The 18,698-nt window shown below is 43.6% G+C and carries 18 protein-coding genes and 1 tRNA gene; 5 read left to right on the forward strand and 14 right to left on the reverse strand.

The features are described 5' to 3' along the window. Window positions 1-233: 233 nt before the first annotated feature. The 10 genes from KA717_05730 to KA717_05775 form a co-directional block, all read right to left on the reverse strand. Window positions 234-1,025, reverse strand: a complete 792-nt coding sequence (locus KA717_05730; GenBank protein ID UXE62306.1) for a Uma2 family endonuclease — start codon at window positions 1,023-1,025, stop codon at window positions 234-236. An 87-nt stretch (window positions 1,026-1,112) separates the two neighbouring features. After that, window positions 1,113-1,670: a Uma2 family endonuclease gene (locus KA717_05735; GenBank protein ID UXE64559.1), complete on the reverse strand. Its 558-nt coding sequence runs from the start codon at window positions 1,668-1,670 to the stop codon at window positions 1,113-1,115. 23 nt (window positions 1,671-1,693) lie between these two features. Next, window positions 1,694-1,876 (reverse strand): hypothetical protein, encoded by a 183-nt coding sequence (locus KA717_05740; protein ID UXE62307.1) that lies wholly within the window; start codon window positions 1,874-1,876, stop codon window positions 1,694-1,696. A gap of 402 nt (window positions 1,877-2,278) precedes the next feature. Then, entirely contained in the window at window positions 2,279-3,421 is a 1,143-nt protein-coding gene (locus tag KA717_05745) for a transposase (GenBank protein UXE62308.1), read from the reverse strand. Window positions 3,422-3,550: 129 nt separating this feature from the next. Beyond that, on the reverse strand, window positions 3,551-3,706 hold the full coding sequence (locus KA717_05750) for a hypothetical protein (protein UXE62309.1): 156 nt from the start codon (window positions 3,704-3,706) through the stop codon (window positions 3,551-3,553). Between the two features lie 283 nt (window positions 3,707-3,989). Continuing rightward, window positions 3,990-5,033 carry an IS630 family transposase gene (locus KA717_05755; GenBank protein UXE62310.1) on the reverse strand — a complete coding sequence of 348 codons (1,044 nt, stop codon included), beginning with the start codon at window positions 5,031-5,033 and terminating at the stop codon, window positions 3,990-3,992. A 77-nt stretch (window positions 5,034-5,110) separates the two neighbouring features. Beyond that, on the reverse strand, window positions 5,111-5,494 hold the full coding sequence (locus tag KA717_05760) for a hypothetical protein (GenBank protein ID UXE62311.1): 384 nt from the start codon (window positions 5,492-5,494) through the stop codon (window positions 5,111-5,113). Window positions 5,495-5,623: 129 nt separating this feature from the next. After that, window positions 5,624-5,779, reverse strand: coding sequence for a hypothetical protein (locus KA717_05765; GenBank protein ID UXE62312.1), 156 nt, complete (start codon window positions 5,777-5,779; stop codon window positions 5,624-5,626). Between the two features lie 157 nt (window positions 5,780-5,936). Continuing rightward, window positions 5,937-9,479: a tetratricopeptide repeat protein gene (locus KA717_05770; protein UXE62313.1), complete on the reverse strand. Its 3,543-nt coding sequence runs from the start codon at window positions 9,477-9,479 to the stop codon at window positions 5,937-5,939. A gap of 108 nt (window positions 9,480-9,587) precedes the next feature. Next, window positions 9,588-10,049, reverse strand: a complete 462-nt coding sequence (locus KA717_05775; protein UXE62314.1) for a hypothetical protein — start codon at window positions 10,047-10,049, stop codon at window positions 9,588-9,590. 226 nt (window positions 10,050-10,275) lie between these two features. On the opposite strand from KA717_05775, the gene KA717_05780 reads away from it, so the two are divergent. From KA717_05780 to KA717_05795, 4 genes are all read left to right on the forward strand, one after another. After that, window positions 10,276-10,467, forward strand: a complete 192-nt coding sequence (locus tag KA717_05780; protein ID UXE62315.1) for a hypothetical protein — start codon at window positions 10,276-10,278, stop codon at window positions 10,465-10,467. Window positions 10,468-10,551: 84 nt separating this feature from the next. Beyond that, window positions 10,552-11,118, forward strand: coding sequence for a hypothetical protein (locus KA717_05785; GenBank protein UXE62316.1), 567 nt, complete (start codon window positions 10,552-10,554; stop codon window positions 11,116-11,118). 77 nt (window positions 11,119-11,195) lie between these two features. Continuing rightward, window positions 11,196-11,750 carry a type I restriction enzyme HsdR N-terminal domain-containing protein gene (locus KA717_05790; GenBank protein ID UXE62317.1) on the forward strand — a complete coding sequence of 185 codons (555 nt, stop codon included), beginning with the start codon at window positions 11,196-11,198 and terminating at the stop codon, window positions 11,748-11,750. Between the two features lie 147 nt (window positions 11,751-11,897). Continuing rightward, window positions 11,898-12,902: a zinc-dependent alcohol dehydrogenase family protein gene (locus tag KA717_05795; GenBank protein UXE64560.1), complete on the forward strand. Its 1,005-nt coding sequence runs from the start codon at window positions 11,898-11,900 to the stop codon at window positions 12,900-12,902. A 6-nt stretch (window positions 12,903-12,908) separates the two neighbouring features. Here the strand turns inward: KA717_05795 and KA717_05800 are convergent, their stop codons facing one another. Then, on the reverse strand, window positions 12,909-14,162 hold the full coding sequence (locus KA717_05800) for a molybdopterin molybdotransferase MoeA (protein UXE62318.1): 1,254 nt from the start codon (window positions 14,160-14,162) through the stop codon (window positions 12,909-12,911). A gap of 50 nt (window positions 14,163-14,212) precedes the next feature. After that, window positions 14,213-14,285 (reverse strand) — tRNA-Val (locus KA717_05805). 92 nt (window positions 14,286-14,377) lie between these two features. Here KA717_05805 and KA717_05810 point away from each other — a divergent pair. Next, on the forward strand, window positions 14,378-14,947 hold the full coding sequence (locus KA717_05810; GenBank protein ID UXE62319.1) for a metal-binding protein: 570 nt from the start codon (window positions 14,378-14,380) through the stop codon (window positions 14,945-14,947). Between the two features lie 57 nt (window positions 14,948-15,004). On the opposite strand, the gene KA717_05815 is transcribed toward KA717_05810, so the two are convergent. After that, complete coding sequence (locus KA717_05815; protein ID UXE62320.1) at window positions 15,005-15,469, reverse strand: hypothetical protein; 465 nt, start codon at window positions 15,467-15,469, stop codon at window positions 15,005-15,007. A 415-nt stretch (window positions 15,470-15,884) separates the two neighbouring features. Next, entirely contained in the window at window positions 15,885-18,605 is a 2,721-nt protein-coding gene (locus KA717_05820; GenBank protein ID UXE62321.1) for a valine--tRNA ligase, read from the reverse strand. Between the last annotated feature and the right edge of the window lie 93 nt (window positions 18,606-18,698).

An 18,698-nucleotide genomic window follows, 5' to 3' on the forward strand; every position in this document is an offset into this window, starting at 1 on the left:
AAAATCTAAGTCGTTCATTGCCAGTTCGTCTTACTTATTAAATTTGAGTGCGATTTACTACTAGAATACAATTTTATTGACAAGGCGATCGCATTTAAAGCATTAGCCAATTAAAAAGCTCATCAATACTGAACTGATAGAAAAATGACTTGCCCAAAGTGGAACAGGAATGATGCTTTCGGGATTATCTAGAATTTTGACCTGTTGTCCTTTTTTATTGCTTGATCATAAAATCATATTTCATCAGGGTTAATTCCCAGCATTTTTAATCTTTCTGCTAACCGTTCTACTTTTCGTTCAGCTTCTTGTTTAGCGACTCTTTCTTGATTGGCAATTAAACGTTGCTGATTGGCAGCTAACCGTTCTTGATTCGCTATCATTTCCGCATTAATCGCTCTTTCATTAGCTGTTAAATAGCGATCGCCTGAAGCAGGATACCAATAAAGCCATTCCCGATACCAAGCAATATGCTCTCCCTTTTCATAACCCAAGGCTAACTGAATTTCTGGCAACCAAACGCGGTTATTTTCCATTTCCAGCAGTTCATACTTTCCTGATATGAGACGATAGATTTCCAACCTTTGTCGCTGCTTAAAACGTCCTCTTCTGCCACTCAGGGGATTGTAAATCGCGTAATAAAGAATACCTAGTTTTTGATAATCTGCTAACTTATCTTCATATTCACTGTTATATTTTTCGGAGACGACTTCTAAGGCTAAAATCGGCATAATATTCTTTTCTTCCCACAATACATAACTCAATCTCCCCCTTTCGCCCGTATCATGTTTTACCCCAATAGACAAAAAACCATCAGGAACGATCACCGGTTCTTCAGGATTGTAATAAATTCCCATATCCACGCCAAAGTACCAATCATCACGATTTGTCCAAAGTTCGGCTAATAAGCTAAGTAATAGATTGGGAATGTCATTCTGTAGTTGATTATCCACGGGCGTTTCGTCGGAAGAGGGTAGGTCTTCGGCGGTGGGAAGAGTTTGATTTTTGTTATAGATGAGGTTAACCATCGCTCAAGCCAGATATGGGAATTGCAATTATTCTAACAGAGGTTATTATTGGGCGATCGCGCAGTGTGCCTACAGCATCGCGTCAAATTAAAGCATCAACCAACCAAAAAGTTCATCAATACTGATAGAAAAATGACTCGCCCAAGGGGGAACAGGAATGATGCTTTCGGGATTATCTAGAATTTTGACCTGTTGATTCGGTAAATAAACCAACACCGTTTTTTCCTTGGGATCAATTAACCAGCCCATTTCGGCTCCATATTCCAAGCAGTGTAAAATATTTTTAATGACTCGAATTGGACTTTGATCAGGAGATAAAATCTCGATCGCCCAGTCTGGAGCCAATTCAAAAAGATCGGCAATTTCACCCGAAGCATCACGGGGCAGACGATCCAAGGTGAATACAGAAATATCTGGCACAATAGAGCGATTTCCAAAGGTACAACGAAGTTCAGCAAAAGCCAGCCCTTGAGCTTTCAAAACCTGGTTAAGCTGTGCCGCGAGTAAGGTTTGTAACAGGCTATGCTTTCCTTTGGGCATGGGCTTTTGTCTGATAATACCGTCGCTATATTCCTGGGTGGGCTTAGTTTCTGGTTGATCTAAAAATTCCGCCAAGGAAATTAATTTTGTTGGAGTTGCAATCATTTCCGCACTCACTAGGGATAATTTCAAAGATAGTCAATCTCACCTGTTAAGTTTAGCTTTTCCCCGATATTGTTACCATGAAGCTTTAAAATTTCTTCAAAAATCTCAATTTCTCGATATAGCTTTAAAATTGCTTTAAAAATCTTGGCTTTCCCCCTCCCCCCTATGATACAATGAGCCAAATTCGCAACACTGTTTTTTTTCAAATAAACTCAATTTTGCTCATCGAAAAACCAACTGTTCAGAACCTATTCTCTGATCGCCCCTATCTCCCAGTCCCCCAGTCCCCCAGTCCCCCAGTCCCCCAGTCCCCCCGTCCCCCCATCTCCAACTAACCAAGGCGGGAAAGAACCGTGTGCAGAATCGCGGCTTCTAAACCATTTAAGCTTTGATAGAGTTGATCTTCGTTGCGTTCTCCTGCCTGCCAGCGAGCCAGGGCTTGAGCTAATTCAACCAAACCATTTTCGGTGAGATATTCTAAAACGGCTTCTATTTGTTCCTGAGCCGAGGAAGATTGACGACGTAGAAGTTGAGCAAGAAGGCCCTTTTGACGTTTGACTTGTTTAACTGGACAGTGGGAAGTTTATGGATGCCAGATAAGGTAATGACTATGCGACGAAAGTAAGCATATCAGGGCTTGGGGAAGAGGCAAGTTTAGCGGTAAGGAATTTAGGCAAAAGCAGACTGGGTGGACTTTGAGGAAAAATCATTTGGGCTTGATGTTGAAGGGCTAGTTGAGCAATCCGTTCACTAGGGTAGCCATGGGATGGTAATGTCCGAAACCATCGAGGAAAATTAGCCCAAATCCCCTGGGGTAACTCTAAGGCGAGAATTTGAAGTAGCCCTAAAGCAATGGCATTAAGGTTAACAAAACGCTCAAAGGCTTCTACCTTGTTTAAAATCTGAGTCTGAACAGCTTGTGGATAGTCACTGAGGATAAGATTGCTGGGCCAGGTAGGTAAAGTAGGAAGACTCTTAAGCCAAAAACGATAGGCAAAGCTGCCCAAAAGATGGACTAATTGACGAAAAGTGACTTCAATCTTAAATCGGAGACCGTAAGCGGCAATAATCTCAGGTCCAGTCAAACAGAGATCAGTAGAAAGCAGAATCAGTCGTCGTCCGTTAGGCAATTGGGTCAGAACAAACTTGACGAGCTGATGGGGACTATCCCAGTGGAACTCAAAGCACTGATAAGAAACCGTGACTTGTTGACCATAGAGCCAGACTTTAGCTGTCGGAAAGTCCGCCGCCAGAGCGAACAGCTTTTCTAGTTTTATCGAACTCCCCCAAATCCGTGGTCGTCCTCTCCCCGTCAGCGTCGGCACGGAACAAAAGGGGGCATAGGCGACGGTGGAGCAACGCACTCTTGTGATTAGATGCAAGGCGTTCTGGCGAAAACTTTTGAGCACTGGTTCGCAAGCAAAATAAGCATCCAAAATTACATAACTCCCTGCCTCTGCGTAAGTAACACAAAGGTCAGCCATTTTTGTCACCAGGCTCGTCTTCACCTTTTTTTTGCCTTTTCCCTCCCCCTTCTCGGTTGCTTTGGACTTGATGCCATCGTCTAGCCGCAACACTAAGGGCAAGGCAAAGCAGGCTTTCCCTACTCCCACCAAAATACTCAAGGCATTGAAGTAATGACCCCTTATCCACTCTGGCTTGGACACATCTTCCGATTCTTGGTGTAGTCGTTTTACACCTGGCATCTTGCGTCCTTCTTTCCCCACTTTGATGCCATCACCCACATACACCCGTTTCCCTTTAATTCTGTATAGACTTTCATGCTGACTTAGCCACTTTGACCATTGTAAAGTTAGTCCTTCGACCCTAAACGCCTTGGAATCAAACCAATGTAGAGCCTGATTGTAGTAGCTCTCTGTTCAGCCAATGGCATTGACATAGCTAGTTATTGCGCTGGGTTGGCTGTTGAGCACTACTCCCCAGACTAACAGGATAAACCATTGGAACGTTGCTTCTCGGCTAAAGGCTGGACGGAGATTATTGAGGATTTGCTCTAGTCGCTGACATAGTTGCATAATTGATAGATAGCACTGGCTATCGATTTTCTTATATCAGCCAGTTTCGGACATAACGGCACTCTTTTGTATCGGATGTCCGATTTTCTTTTCTCCACTTACACGCCTCGAGAACTTCCCACTGTCCAGTTTGGAATTGCTGTATCCGTTGGTTAGAGATTGACGGCATTCAAACTATCGTTAATTTGACCTCCAAACACAAACATATTCTTTCCTTTCTTGGCTCTTCATGTCAAAAGTACTACTTTGTCTCTTGACTTACCTGCGGAATGTGGGTTATACTTCAAACGTTCATAATCTGAGATTTATCAAAGCGTTGAAATCGTAAGGTGAGCAAAGAATCAAGCTCCTCCTTATATTTTGCGTTAGCATCTTCAAGACATCCTGAAATTGCTGCAGAAAACTGCGTAAAATCTTCATAATATTTTGCGTATAAACACTTCTTCTTCACAAACTTCCACAGTCTTTCAATTAAATTCAAGTTAGGAGAATAAGGAGGTAAGTACAGTAACTCTATTCCTAATGATTCTGCCAACTCCTGCACAATTCGGCATTTTTGATAACGAGCATTGTCTAATACCAACGTAATCGGTATTAATAGTCCTAATTCTGCTATCTTTTCTAGGAGTTCACAAACCTGAGTTCCCGTAATATAAGAACTGTTCGTTACCATAATTACTTCATGGGTAATTGCATTTAATGCTCCTAACACATTAAAACGTTTTCTCCCTGATGGTGACTTAATAAAAATCCTTTTGAAGCACCATATAAAATTTACAAATGCTCCCATTACAAAATGAGAGGCATCTACAAAGAAAACTGCCCTTTTTCCTGCTTTTGCCTCTTCTAGCCTTGGTTCTAGCTCTTTTTCTCTATAGCTATCCTGAGCTTCTACATCTGCTTTTGATGGAATTGTTCCCACCTTTAGACACCTCATTCCTATTGACTTTAAAAATTTTCTGACTTGCGTTGGACTTCTTTTTATTCCCGTTAATTCTTCTATTCTTTTTACTGCTTCATTTATTCTTGCTGGTGGATTTGACTCAAAATATGCCTCAATTGTCCCTTGATGCTCTGTTAACTCGCTTTTCGGGCGATTAAATTTTATTTCTTTTAGTTTTTCTATCCCGCCCTCTTGATAATCACGGATATAGCTTGTCACCGTATTTACTGAAACTCCTGCGAATTGAGCAATTTTTTGATGAGATAATCCCTGACTTTTTAACCATAAAACTTCCATCTTTAGCTGTACTCTAGGATGCGGGTGATTAAACCGACCGTAAGACAACAGTCTTTTGTCTTCTTCCGTAAATTCTAACTTAATCATTTCTCAGCCTCTTGACTACTTTTTCTATTTTTACTATATTATCTCTTATTTTTAAAATTCGCAACTTGTGACCGTGTTCAGTATAGATGCAAGGCGTTCTGGCGAAAACTTTTGAGCACTGGTTCGCAAGCAAAATAAGCATCCAAAATTACATAACTCCCTGCCTCTGCGTAAGTAACACAAAGGTCAGCCATTTTTGTCACCAGGCTCGTCTTCACCTTTTTTTTGCCTTTTCCCTCCCCCTTCTCGGTTGCTTTGGACTTGATGCCATCGTCTAGCCGCAACACTAAGGGCAAGGCAAAGCAGGCTTTCCCTACTCCCACCAAAATACTCAAGGCATTGAAGTAATGACCCCTTATCCACTCTGGCTTGGACACATCTTCCGATTCTTGGTGTAGTCGTTTTACACCTGGCATCTTGCGTCCTTCTTTCCCCACTTTGATGCCATCACCCACATACACCCGTTTCCCTTTAATTCTGTATAGACTTTCATGCTGACTTAGCCACTTTGACCATTGTAAAGTTAGTCCTTCGACCCTAAACGCCTTGGAATCAAACCAATGTAGAGCCTGATTGTAGTAGCTCTCTGTTCAGCCAATGGCATTGACATAGCTAGTTATTGCGCTGGGTTGGCTGTTGAGCACTACTCCCCAGACTAACAGGATAAACCATTGGAACGTTGCTTCTCGGCTAAAGGCTGGACGGAGATTATTGAGGATTTGCTCTAGTCGCTGACATAGTTGCATAATTGATAGATAGCACTGGCTATCGATTTTCTGGCGTTGCTGACTTGAGGTATGAATCTCTAAAGATGCAATTTTTAAAACATTGACTCACACTGGTTTCTAGATGTATGCAAAATTCTATTTCATACCCTGATTAAGCAACGCCGATTTTCTTATATCAGCCAGTTTCGGACATAACGGCACTCTTTTGTATCGGATGTCCGATTTTCTTTTCTCCACTTACACGCCTCGAGAACTTCTCACTGTCCAGTTGTTTAAAAGCATCCACAATGGTTTCGATCAGGGGAATAAAGTGTTGCAGGTGGTGGCGGCAAACGGGAGCGGCGAAGTAGCTTTGACGCTCTAAACGGCGATAGTGCTGGGCAGTGGCGGTTTCTCCCTGTTGGGCGGTTATTTCTGCCAAAATTTTGTAAGTGTTCCAAATTTTGGTGGTATTGGGGTCTAGAGTTTGAGAAATAGCCAGGGAGTCCTCGGCGGCTTGGCGGGCTTCGGGGAGACGATCGCGGAATTGTCGCAAAAGAGCAGCCAGGTTACTGAGGGCTAGGGATTGATTAAAGCGATCGCCTGCATCCTCAGACCCTTGAATTGCCTTGCGATACCAAGCCTCGGCACTGTCCAGATTTCCAGCCGTTTTATTCAGCGATGCTAATTGATTCCAAGTGGTAGCGGCTCCATTTTGCCCGCCGATCATCCCCTGTGATTCCTTGATTCGGGCGGATTCACGGTAGGACTGGTCGGCTTCTGCCCATTGCTCTGCTTCTTGATAAACTATGCCCAACAGATGCCAATAGATGGCTTCGCTTTCGGGTTCACCGAGTTGCTGAAAACGGCTGAGGGCGACCTGGTAGCGTTGCGCGGCTTCCGTTAGGTTTCCTTCCTGTAGAGCTAAAGTACCCAGTTGTCCCAGGGTGACAGCCTCTCCTCGTTCATCCCCTAATTCCTGATCAATCGCCAAGGATTGTTCGTAGGCAGTGCGGGCGGCCCCATAGTCTCCCATAGCCGTCAACACATCCCCCAAATCGGTTTGTAAATTGCTGATCTGTCTTTTTACGCTGTCATTGGACTCTAACTGTTGGGCAACGGCGATCGCTTGACGGTAATAGGTAGCGGCTTCTGGCGATCGGCCTTGATGCTCTAAACATCGCCCTAAGCGATTTAAGGTTGCACAGCGTTGATAACTGACGGTTTCTCCCAAAGCATTCAGAATATTCTGGAAAACGGCCTCTGCTTGTTGGGTTTGTCCCGTTTGCCGTAACCGTTCCCCTGCATTACTTTCAGCTAAATACCAATCATCAGAACCAACTTCACCGCTCTGTTGCGAGGCTCTTTCTGTGAGGGCTTGGCGAGTCTTATTCAGCCCAAAAAAGTCGAGAAATTTGTTGAGTTTATCCACAAAATCTACGGCCCAGTCTTCATGCAAACTAAGGGCTTGATCCACTGCAAAGAGCAGGTTGGGCAGTTCCCGTCGTACGATAGACCGCGCAAAGTCGGGATTTTTGCGATCTTCATTGTACAAATAGCGCGACAATTGATAATAGCGTTCTCGGTGTCGGGCGAGGAGTTGGGTTTCTTCGGTGGTTGGGGAAGAGAGGGAGGAGCGTAATTTGAGGAGGAGGACGGGGGCTAGGGTGGGGTGAAATTTGATAAAGGGAGGATTAACGCCTGGTACGGCTTCTAATTCAATTAAGCCTGCATTGACTAAGGATGTCCGCAAATTTAACCAGGTTGATTGATCAATGTCGTCTTCCCAAGCTCTGGTTGCGGGTAAAGAGTCCAATAAATCGGTTAATTGTTGAGGATCGGCTGACAGTTGCGCTAGGGCTTGAAGGGTCTCTGTCGGTAGGTCAAAGGTCTGTGTAACTGCCTCTAGACCTTGACTTTGCAATAGTTCTAATAAGCTTCGTAATTGATCATTTTGAATCTCTTGATCGGTTTTGCCTAAACCCGTAATCGCTAACAAATCATCCTCAAAGGCTCCTCCCTGAAACACGCCTAAACGGGGTAAGAGGGCCTTGGCTTGCTCGTCCAATCGCTCTAAGGACAAATTCAAGGAAGCCACTAAACTTTGATCCTTCTCCTCTAGATTACTGGTGTCCAAAATCGCCTGGTGCAACGCCAGCCCCAATTCCCCTAAAGGACGGGCTTTTAACTGGGGAACCAAAACCTTAATGGAAAGGGGATGAAAGGCGACTAAGGCCAATAAATCCAGTAAATCTTCCCGTGCAGGAATGCCATAGTTGGGTTCGGGGGGAAATTGCATTAAACGTTGCACATAGTCCAGGGCATCCTGAGCCGCTAATCCGCGCAAAGTCAAGAACCGATGCTTTAAACTTGTACTGGAATAATCGGGATGACCCAACTCAGGGGAACGAGTCGTCAAGAGGAGCCGCGTTTGTCCCACTTCTGACCAGAGCTTGGCCGCCGTTAAGAGGGACTGGAGGGCAGTTTCGGGCAGGGCTTCCAAATTGTCCAAAATGATTAGGGTAGGGATTTGGGCCAGGACGGGGATCACCGCTTCGGCATCCAGAAAACTGTGCTGGAGAACGGTGGCCAGGGTGGCAACGGCGACGGCTAGGGCATCTACGCTTTGAAAGTTGGCATAGTCCACAAAACAAACCCTGCTGAACATTCCCGTTGTTTGTAACCAGGCTCCTGCTTCGATCGCCAAGGAAGTTTTGCCCTGACCACCAAAGCCAGATAGGGTGATGCGTCGGGTGTTTTGGGTGAACCAGCGATCGATTTTCCAGAGTTCGCGGCTCCGTCCGAAAAAGCCTGCTTCGGGTTGTTTGGGAAGATTGTGGGGATCCCCCTCAGTTCCCCTTGAGAAGGTTTGATCCCCCCCAGCCCCCCTTGATAAGGGGGGAGAATAGATGTCTGTGCTTTGAACGGGGGGAGAATAAGTGTTTGTACTTGATAAGGAGTGAGAAGATGGATTTAAGGTTTGATCCTCCCCTAGTCTCCCAGTCTCCCCGTCTCCCTTAACCTCCCCATCTCCCCCAACCTCCCCATCTCCCCCAACCTTCCTTAAAAAGGCAGGAGAATTGATAAGAAGGGGTACATCTTGGCCTGATTGGTAGAGGGCGGGTAGGAACCAGTCCTGGAGTTTGAGGGTGATGCGTTTTTGGCCGCGTGGGCGTTCTCCTCGGTCGGGATTGCGGATGAGATGACGGCGGGCATTGTCTAAGGATTCGGCGATCGCTTTACCGTTGGCCAGATTTTCGTAAAATTCCCCTAATAACTTTTCGGTGGAGTCAATCAGTACGGAATAGGTCATGGCGATAATGCTGGGAATGCCTGTTTTCGCTAAACGCACGGCGATCGATCCCAGGGCTTCTTCATCAACGGACTCCTCGGAAGTCCCGACCATGCCAGACTGACAAGCCGATAAAAAGACCAAACTTACCGCCTGTTGATGGAGCATATCTCCCAACTTTTCTGCATCAATTAAGGCCCTTTTGCCCTCCTCTGTTTCAAAGACTAAATAGCCCATATTTTTACGATTGACCAGGCTATTTTCTCCCGCTTTTGTGCCTGCGTAAGCCTCTGGAAAAACCATTTTTGCTTCTTCAAAATAAACTCCCTCCGCATCAAACACCCCATGCCCATCAAAATGCAAAATATCTACCTGGGGAAGGTCAGTATTTTCTAAACGTTTAATCAATTTATCGAAGGTTGCTGGCCGCAAAAATTCCACCGTCACCTGCTCAATTCCCTTGACCGCTAAGGCATTGAGTACCGCTTTCGGCTCAGTCCGAGGATCAAGAAAACCAACATCATCGGGCCGACTAATGACAAACAGTAAATGTAACTAATTTTTAGGATTAACTGTAAAGGGTCGTCTGCCCCCTTTTTTCAATTTGCGACGAATAGAAATACGCGGATTTTCGTTAAATAAATAATTGCCCTGGGGATCATGCAGTAATTCCCAGGGTAAAGCCAAAATTTTAGGATGTTCTGCATTGAGAGTGACGACGCGCCCCTTTTCTCGACTATCCTGAAAAGCATTAAATAGCCGTTGAGCATCCCTCGCGCTAAAAACCTGATTAAATAACGCCTTACCCCATTCCTTTAACTGAGCCGCAATCTGTTCCGCACGGCGATCGTCCACTTCCGTCATGTACCCAGTGGAATAGGTTTCTACATACCAGCGCAAATCCTTTTGATGCTGTTCCGTCCAGGGTGAGCTAAAGGCGATCGCTTCTGAGGTTTCGTCATCAAAGCTAACGGTGACTTGATCGGCAGTCGTAAAATTGAGGGTTAATTCCAACATCGGCTTCAGGTTGATTCTGTTCTTAAAATTATACCTGCCAACCTGTTAAATGTGAAAAGTGCGATCATCTTATAAATACGAGAAGGGCGATCGCTGCTTAACCCAGGAGAAAATCAGTAAGGTGAGAATTGAAATTGTTGTGAATTTGCCCAGCCTTAAAAATGGCCATTTTCCGACAAGAAGCGTATAATCTGAAGATGGCTACGGAATTCAAATCAAGAGTACGATGAAAGATGACATCAAACAAGTTAACGATGTAGCCAAAATTTTCAAGATGACAAAGATACAAAGAAAAGAATTTGGTGTATTCTTAGAACAGGAGAAAAAACGAGGAAAAGTCGGTTCTAAAAATGATAGAGGAGATTTCACTTATACTGAGCTACAGGAAAAAGCTCGTGAATTTCTTAAAGATGGGTAATCATTAAATTCACACATAAAAATAAACTAAATTTCAATTTCATCAAATATTATTTTGTGAGGCTTGACCTAATTTACCTTATTTATGAAAATTAAAACCGATAGCGACTTAAAACTTCTAGAACAAAAAATACGACCTATCATTGGTCAAGTTTGCTGGCAAGCAAGACTGGGTTATGGTGGTGAACTTTGCTTAGAAATTGGAAAGAAAATTCCCTATAATTCTCCCCTTTTAAGAGATGAGTATAAAGGTGAATGGCAATTTGGGTCTAGAGGTTCCAACTGGAAATTAGTCGGAGATGGATTTATTCATTTCAATAATTTAGAAAAGGAAAAACTATCATCTAAATTAAAGATTATTGAAGGCACAAAAATCACGAAATTTGCAATTGCAATTCTACATAAGCCTCATAGGCCTCGTTTCTCTGAATTGATCATTGAATTTGATGAGAAGTATATTCTGGAACTGTTTATAAGTATCCATACTTCTGATGGGACATTCATAGGTTTCAACTCTTCTGATAGAGATCTGCGAGATATGAGTTACTGGGAGTTATTTATGCCTAATAATCGAATTATTGAGTTCTATCCCGATCTTACTTGGTCGGATCAGCCATCTGATGTTCTCGTAGAAGAACTAGTTAATACCTAGAAAAACGTCAGATTTTGTAGGCGATCGCGGCCAAGGATGTAACGCTGAAAGAATTAAAGCAAAATTTTGGCATTCAGATGTCTCAATCTCCCGCTTTTTTTACGGAATGGTTAGAAGCTTTTACGCTCCTAAGTGAAGAAGAACGACATTTATTAGACCGAGTGAAGGCTAACTTTCAGGAACTAATGGAAGAGCCACCCATGTTAGAAAATACTGTGAAGATGGTTGTGCTTGAGCCTTTGCTGGATCTTGCTGGTTTGTATCACAAGCCATTTCGGATTGAGACCGAAACAAGTGTGGCATTGGAAATGAAAGACGAAGGCGCAATCATTCGAGGAAGAATTGATGTATTAGTTATAAAAAATCAACTTTGGTTATTGGTTATTGAATCAAAACGCAGCGATTTTGCCGTAACAAGAGCAATTCCACAAGCCTTAGCTTATATGCTGAGTAATTCGGAAATGGTGCAGCCAACATTTGGCATGATTACCAATGGTAACGAATTTTTATTTTTGAAGACTTCACAAAATGACTATGCAAATTCACGGTTATTTTCTTTGGTAAACCCCAATAATGAGCTTTATGAAGTATTACAAATACTAAAATATCTAGGCTCAAAAATATGTATGTAAGCTTTGCGATCGCGTTTGAGGAGAGAGTTATTGATTCTATTCCAAAATTACACTGTCTAACCTGTTAAATGCCAGAAAGGCGATCAACTAAAATACGAGAATGGCGATCGCTCTTTTAAAATAGAAATAACTTTTTTGACTAAGATTATGAAAGCAATTGTAATGACGGCAGCCGGTAGTCCTTCGGTTTTAGAACTCCGCGAAATCCCTAAACCGGAAATTCAGCATCCTACCCAACTTCTGATTCGCCTCAAAGCGGCTGGTTTGAATCCCATTGATACTAAATTACGCCAACGGGGAACCTTTTATTCCCAGGAAATGCCAGCGATTCTCGGTTGCGATGGGGCTGGAGTGGTGGAAGCGGTGGGTGCAGAGGTGACAACGTTTAAGCCAGGGGATGAAGTTTATTTTTGTGCAGGAGGATTAGGTAAAGCCGGAACGGGAAATTATGCGGAATACACGATCGCTGACCAGAATTCCGTCGCCCTGAAACCTCGAGCCCTTTCTTTTGCCGAAGCCGCCGCAGTCCCCTTAGCTCTAATCACTGCCTGGGAATCCCTTTACGACCGAGGACGACTAGAAGCAGGACAAACAGTTTTAATTCAAGCGGGTGCAGGGGGCGTGGGTTCTTTAGCAATTCAACTGGCAAAATTACGAGGTGCAACGGTTTTTACCACCGTCGGAACCCCTGACAAAGAACGACTTGTCCGCCAATTGGGAGCCGATCGCCCCATTTTGTATCAGCAAACCGATTTTGTGGAGGTGATTTTGGCAGAAACCGAGGGTCAAGGGGTGGATCTGGCCTTTGATACGGTGGGCGGCCAAACCTTTTTTAAGACCATTCCAGCCGTTAAAGTCTATGGAGATTTAGTCACCATTCTGGAACCAAATAGTGCGTTAGGTTCCTTAAAAACGGCCCGCGATCGCAATTTACGGATCAGTTTAGAATTAATGCTCACCCCACAACTATTGAATTTAACGCCAGCCCTTGATCATCAAGCCGATATTCTCAAACAATCGGCCCAATGGTTTGACGAGGGTAGATTACAGATTCACCTTAGCCAGACCTTTCCCCTCGAAGAAGCGATCGCCGCTCATCAATCCTTAGAAACGGGTCACACAACGGGCAAAATTGCTTTAACCATTGACTAAAAAAACTTAGAGATTAAGTAATAAGAGATTGACCCTTTCCTGGGCGTGAATTTCAGTAACACCAACAGGAATAACTGCCAGGGCATTGGTCCCACGCAAATTAATTAAGTTAGCCGAACTGTGACTACCCGCCGCTACCTGAAAATCAAAATAACCAGAGGCATTAACTGTCACCGTTCCCCAGAGGTAGGTTTCCCGTTTACCATCACTTTTTAACGTCGTCAGCGATCGCCCTTGAATAAAGCTAGGATGCCAGCCGGTCGCTAATCCTGACAATTTTCGTAAGGCCGGTTGGACAAATCGCCAACAACAAACCAAGGCAGAAACGGGATTACCTGGAATGCCAAAATAGAGGCAACCATTGGGAAATTTAGCCACTGTTAAAGGTTTACCCGGTTTAATTGCGACCTGACGAATCAGCATTTCACCGCCCAATTCCTCTAAAAGCGATTCGATATAGTCGTAATCTCCAACGGAAACCCCACCAGTGGAAAGTACCAGATCTGCTGCTTCAATCGCCTGCACCATTTTGGCTTTTAACATTTCTCGGCGATCGCTAACAATTCCCAACGCCAGGGGAACGGCTCCTTGCGCCTGTACAAAAGCGGTCAAGGCTGATTGATTAGAATCCACAATTTGCCCTATTTTTAGGGGTTGCCCTGGACTCACCAATTCATCCCCCGTCGAAAAAATAGCCACCTGGGGACGACGATAAACCATCACTTGCGTCACCTGAGTTGTGGCGAGAATTGCCATTTCTGCGGCCTGGATAGGGCTTCCTACGGTTAAAACGGGTTCCCCTGTTTGGCAATAGTCTCCTCGACTCCGAACAAATGCCCCTTTTTTTTGAGGCGCAACCAGAATAATGACCTGTGCAGCTTGCGTTTTAGTTTGTTCCTGCATGACCACCGTATCTGCTCCCTCTGGCATCATGGCTCCGGTAAAAATGCGGGCAGCTTGACCTGGCTCTATCTTGTTTTGTGGTTGCCGACCGGCTGGAATTTCTTCGACAACGGTTAATCGGGTTGGGTTTTCAGGGTCTATCCCACTCACATCCGCAAATCGAACTGCATAGCCATCCATAGCCGAGTTATCCCAATCGGGAAAATCCCAGGGACTGAGCACCTCTGTCGCTAAAATCCGATTCATTGCCTCTCCTAGCAGCAAGATTTCTGTCTCTGTAAGGGGTTCAACGTGATCAAGAATAAGTTTTTCTGCCTGGGCAACCGATCGCATAATATTAATGACAAAATAGGTCAAGAGGCCAAAATAGGAATACCGACAAGAGTTAGAACAATGAGGTTCAAAAATGGGCGATGACGGGCTCGAACCGCCGACATCCTGCTTGTAAGGCAGGCGCTCTACCAACTGAGCTAATCGCCCTCAATTTCACTTTGCTATCATAACATAGACTAATTTACTTAAGCAAATTTTTTCTTGCTGTCTTTTTATTGGCTCCAACCTAATGGTGAATAATGCCTTCTGGTCGAACTCATGATCGCATTACCTGGTATTTGACCCCTGCGATGGCAGGCTTCAGCTATCTGATCACTCATCAAGAACATTTGACCGTTTTGGCAACGGGGGCCTTTTTGTTTAGTGGCCTAATGTTTGGCCCTGATTTAGACATTCATTCTGTCCAGTACAAACGTTGGGGATGGTTGCGCTGGCTATGGCTCCCCTACCGTAGGTTATTGCGTCATCGTTCTCTATTTTCTCATGGGCCAATTATTGGTACTTTTTTGCGAATTTGCTATCTGGCAATCGTCTTAATTTTGTTTCTAGCCCTGTTGGCCGCGATCGCCGTACTGTTCGGAAAAATCAAATTGCTGGAATTGCCAAGGCTTGCTCAAACAATTGGCCAATTAGGTCGGCGTTATCTCCCAGAAAGTTTGGCCCTACTCGTTGGCTTAGAACTCGGAGCCATGAGTCATATCTTCAGTGATCACCTCGGTTCAAGGCTTAAACGATTACAAGCTTCCCGAAAAAAGACTAAATCTTCCGGTAAAAATCCGAAGCGAGATCAACGTGGCAAAAGACAATAAAATAGCTATGTTGGTAGTGAGTAAATAATTAAATTAATCTTGGCTGACCTAAGTTGATTATTTAGAAAAATTTGACCCACCTTTAAAATCTCGCAAAAATAAGAGGGCGATCGCTTTTAGAATAATTTTCTTGAAGGTAATTGAATGTTCTTTTAACTGATCTTGCTCTTGTTTTAGACTAATTTCTAATGATTGCAATTGCTCGCGTTGGGTTTCTAACTCAATCCTTTGTCGCGTTAATTCTAGATTGGTAGCGGTGATTTCCTGTCTCCAAGTCTCAACTCGTTGCTTCTCCGTTTCTACCACTGCTGCGGACAATGGAGCCTCCGTTAAAGACTTGCGAAGGGTAGCGAAGATCCACTCATCTGCATTATTCAGAGATTGAATTTTTTGATGCTCGTCGATTTCTATAAAAACAAACATCGTGGTGTTCGGCTCGACAGAATAATCTAACTGGGCAGAAAAAGGCAGAAGCTCTGAACAACTCTCCCAGAGGTGATCCGATTTTTTACAAGCTAACAAATATAACTGCTGTTCACTCAAGCAGGAATGGTTAATGATTTGAGCCAGATATAACATAACCAACTGAGTCAATAGAGGAAGCAGAGCAGGATAATCATTAGTTAGAATTTTTAGTTTTTTGCCAATACATTAACGCTCTTTAAGGGCGAATCATAAATGACGATTAATTCAACATAGACTAAAAACCATAACAGTCTTAAAAAGTTTGGAGCAATTGAGATTACTGAAAGCCTTACTCCCCAAAGATGAATCTATAATAAACAACTGGAGATTGCTGTCTATTATAGACTATTTTGAAAAATGACCCCTTACTCTCATTGTTTTTTGACTTTTCTATCGTGATCCGAGTGAATCTACTAGGTTACAGTCAATTTGAAACAAGAGAGTAAAAGAAAGTAATTTTTGATCGGGGAAATTACTGGAGTCGTTGCAATCGTTCTCGTAGAATTTCTGCTTGTTTTTGGGACTCTGCTAAAGCTGCCCTGGCTCCTTCAATTACCGCTTCAGGGGCTTTATTGACAAAACCAGGGTTATTGAGACGACCTTCCAGAGATTTAGCCTCATTTTCGATTTTGCCCAGATTTTTAGCTAATTTTGCTTGTAGATTGGCGAGATCAACTAAGCCCGAAAGGGGAATAAGGACTTGAATTGTGCCTACCACTCCAGCAATACATTGCCGACTTTCCTGAGCAAGCTTTTCCGTAATGGTTAATGACTCAATTTTAGCCAAATCCTGAAGATAAACTTGTCCAGATTCTAGCGTTATCCGTTCTGTCTCGCTTTCACTCTGAAAAATAACGGGGACTTTAATACCTGGCTTAATATCCGCTTCAGCCCTGAGATTACGAACGGTACGGATAGTTTCAAAGATTAGGGTAAAAGATTGCTCTAAGGATAAATTAATACAATCCTGGTTAACCGTCGGATAGGATTGCAAGGCTAAAAAATTATCGTTTTGCTGGGAGAGGGTCTGCCACAATTCCTCGGTGATATGGGGCATAAAGGGATGAAGCAGTTTGATAATATTTTCTAGTACCGCCGCTAGGGTTTGTTGAGCGACTAAACGCGAGGGGTCACTGCCATCTTTCCAAAGACGGGTTTTTACGAGTTCGATATACCAATCACAAAAATCGCCCCAAATAAATTCATAGAGTCCTTTGGCGGCTTCTCCTAAACCATAATTCTCGATATTTTCCCTAGTTTGAATAATGACCTGGTTAAGACGAGATAGGATCCAGCGATCGCACAATTCCAGTTGATTAAGATCAGTTTTGCCTAATTGTTCAGGAGTTTTACCCTCCAAATTCATCATCACAAAACGAGCCGCATTCCAAAGTTTATTGGCAAAATTACGGGACGCTTCCACCGATTCCGACTCATCGGTTACTCGATTATATTGCAGACTAATATCCTGACCTGCTCCAGCCACTTCTCGAATTAAGGTATAACGCAGGGCATCGGTTCCATATTTATTAATCAGCAGTAACGGATCAATGCCATTGTTGGCGGATTTAGACATTTTTTTGCCATTTTCATCCCGCACTAGGCCATGAATATAAACATCCTTAAAGGGCATTTCTCCCGTAAAATGACCCGCCATCATCGTCATTCGCGCCACCCAGAAGAAAATAATGTCAAAACCCGTTACTAAGGTCGTTGTCGGATAATAGGTTTCTAAATCTTTAGTATTTTCAGGCCAGCCCATCGTTGAAAAAGGCCAAAGTCCTGACGAAAACCAGGTATCTAAGACATCGGCATCTTGCTCTAGTTTTACCTCATCACCATATTGGGCTTTTGCTTGATTCCAGGCTTCTTCTTCACTATGGGCGACGATAAAAGGAGTATGATCCGTTACTTTACCGTTAGTTTCGCTGACGACATACCAAGCCGGAATTTGATGACCCCACCACAGTTGTCGAGAAATACACCAATCCTTAAGTTTAACTAACCAATCTCGATAAACTTTACCCCAACGTTCAGGCACAAAACGAGGAGAATTTTCCTGATCTAAACAAGCTAAAGCTTTACTGGCTAAGGGTTCAATCTTGACAAACCATTGGGTTGATAATAACGGTTCAACAGGAACTTTACCGCGATCGCTGTAGGGAACCGTATGTTTATAGTCTTCAATTTTAACGAGAAAACCCTGTTCCTTGAGGGCATTGACAACATTTTTTCGCGCCACAAAACGATCTTGACCGACAAAACTACCGCCATTCTCATTAATGGTTCCGTCTTTATTCATCACATTGATAAATTCCAAATTGTGACGTTTCCCCATCTCAAAATCATTGGGATCATGGGCGGGGGTTACTTTCACGCAACCTGTGCCAAATTCAGGATCAACTAATTCATCAGCAAAAATGGGAATTTCCCGACCGACTAAGGGCAATTTAATCGTTTTACCAATTAAATGTTGATAACGGGCATCATTGGGATTAACCGCAACCCCTGTGTCTCCTAACATAGTTTCGGGACGGGTTGTTGCAACGACTAATGAGTCACTGCGATCGCTTAAAGGATAACGAAAATACCACAAATGACCATCAACTTCAGTATTTTCAACTTCTAAATCTGATACCGCCGATTGGGATTCTGGACACCAATTGACTAAATAATTACCGCGATAAATTAAGCCCTCTTCATAGAGTTTAATAAAAGCCGTTTTAACCGCTTGGGATAATCCTTCATCCATCGTAAAACGTTCCCGTGACCAATCCACAGAAACCCCTAACCGCCGCAGTTGATTAACAATCGTTCCCCCTGATTCGGCTTTCCATTGCCAAGCTTTTTCTAAGAATTTTTCTCGCCCTAGATCATCCTTATTTTTACCTTCGGCCTTGAGTTGTTTTTCTAAAATAGTTTGTACCGCAATACTGGCATGATCCGTACCAGGCAACCAGAGGGTATTATCCCCTTTCATGCGATGATAACGAACCAAAGTATCAATTAAAGCACTTTCAAAGGCGTGGCCCATGTGCAGACTGCCCGTAACATTCGGCGGTGGAATGACCACACAAAACGGTTCTCCCCCCTGCTCTGGATTCGCTTTAAAAACTTGCTGGGTTTCCCAGGCTGTTTGCCACTTAGCTTCGGCGATCGCGGGTTCGTATTGAGTGGAGAGGGGTTCAGTCATCAGTTTGGAGGGAGAAAATAACTTTTTGATTATGCCACAGTTGCGAGAAAGGTGTATAAGAATAAGAGCATTAAGAAAAATTTCCTCTAAAAT

The organism is Woronichinia naegeliana WA131 (assembly GCA_025370055.1).
Taxonomy (GTDB): domain Bacteria; phylum Cyanobacteriota; class Cyanobacteriia; order Cyanobacteriales; family Microcystaceae; genus Woronichinia; species Woronichinia naegeliana.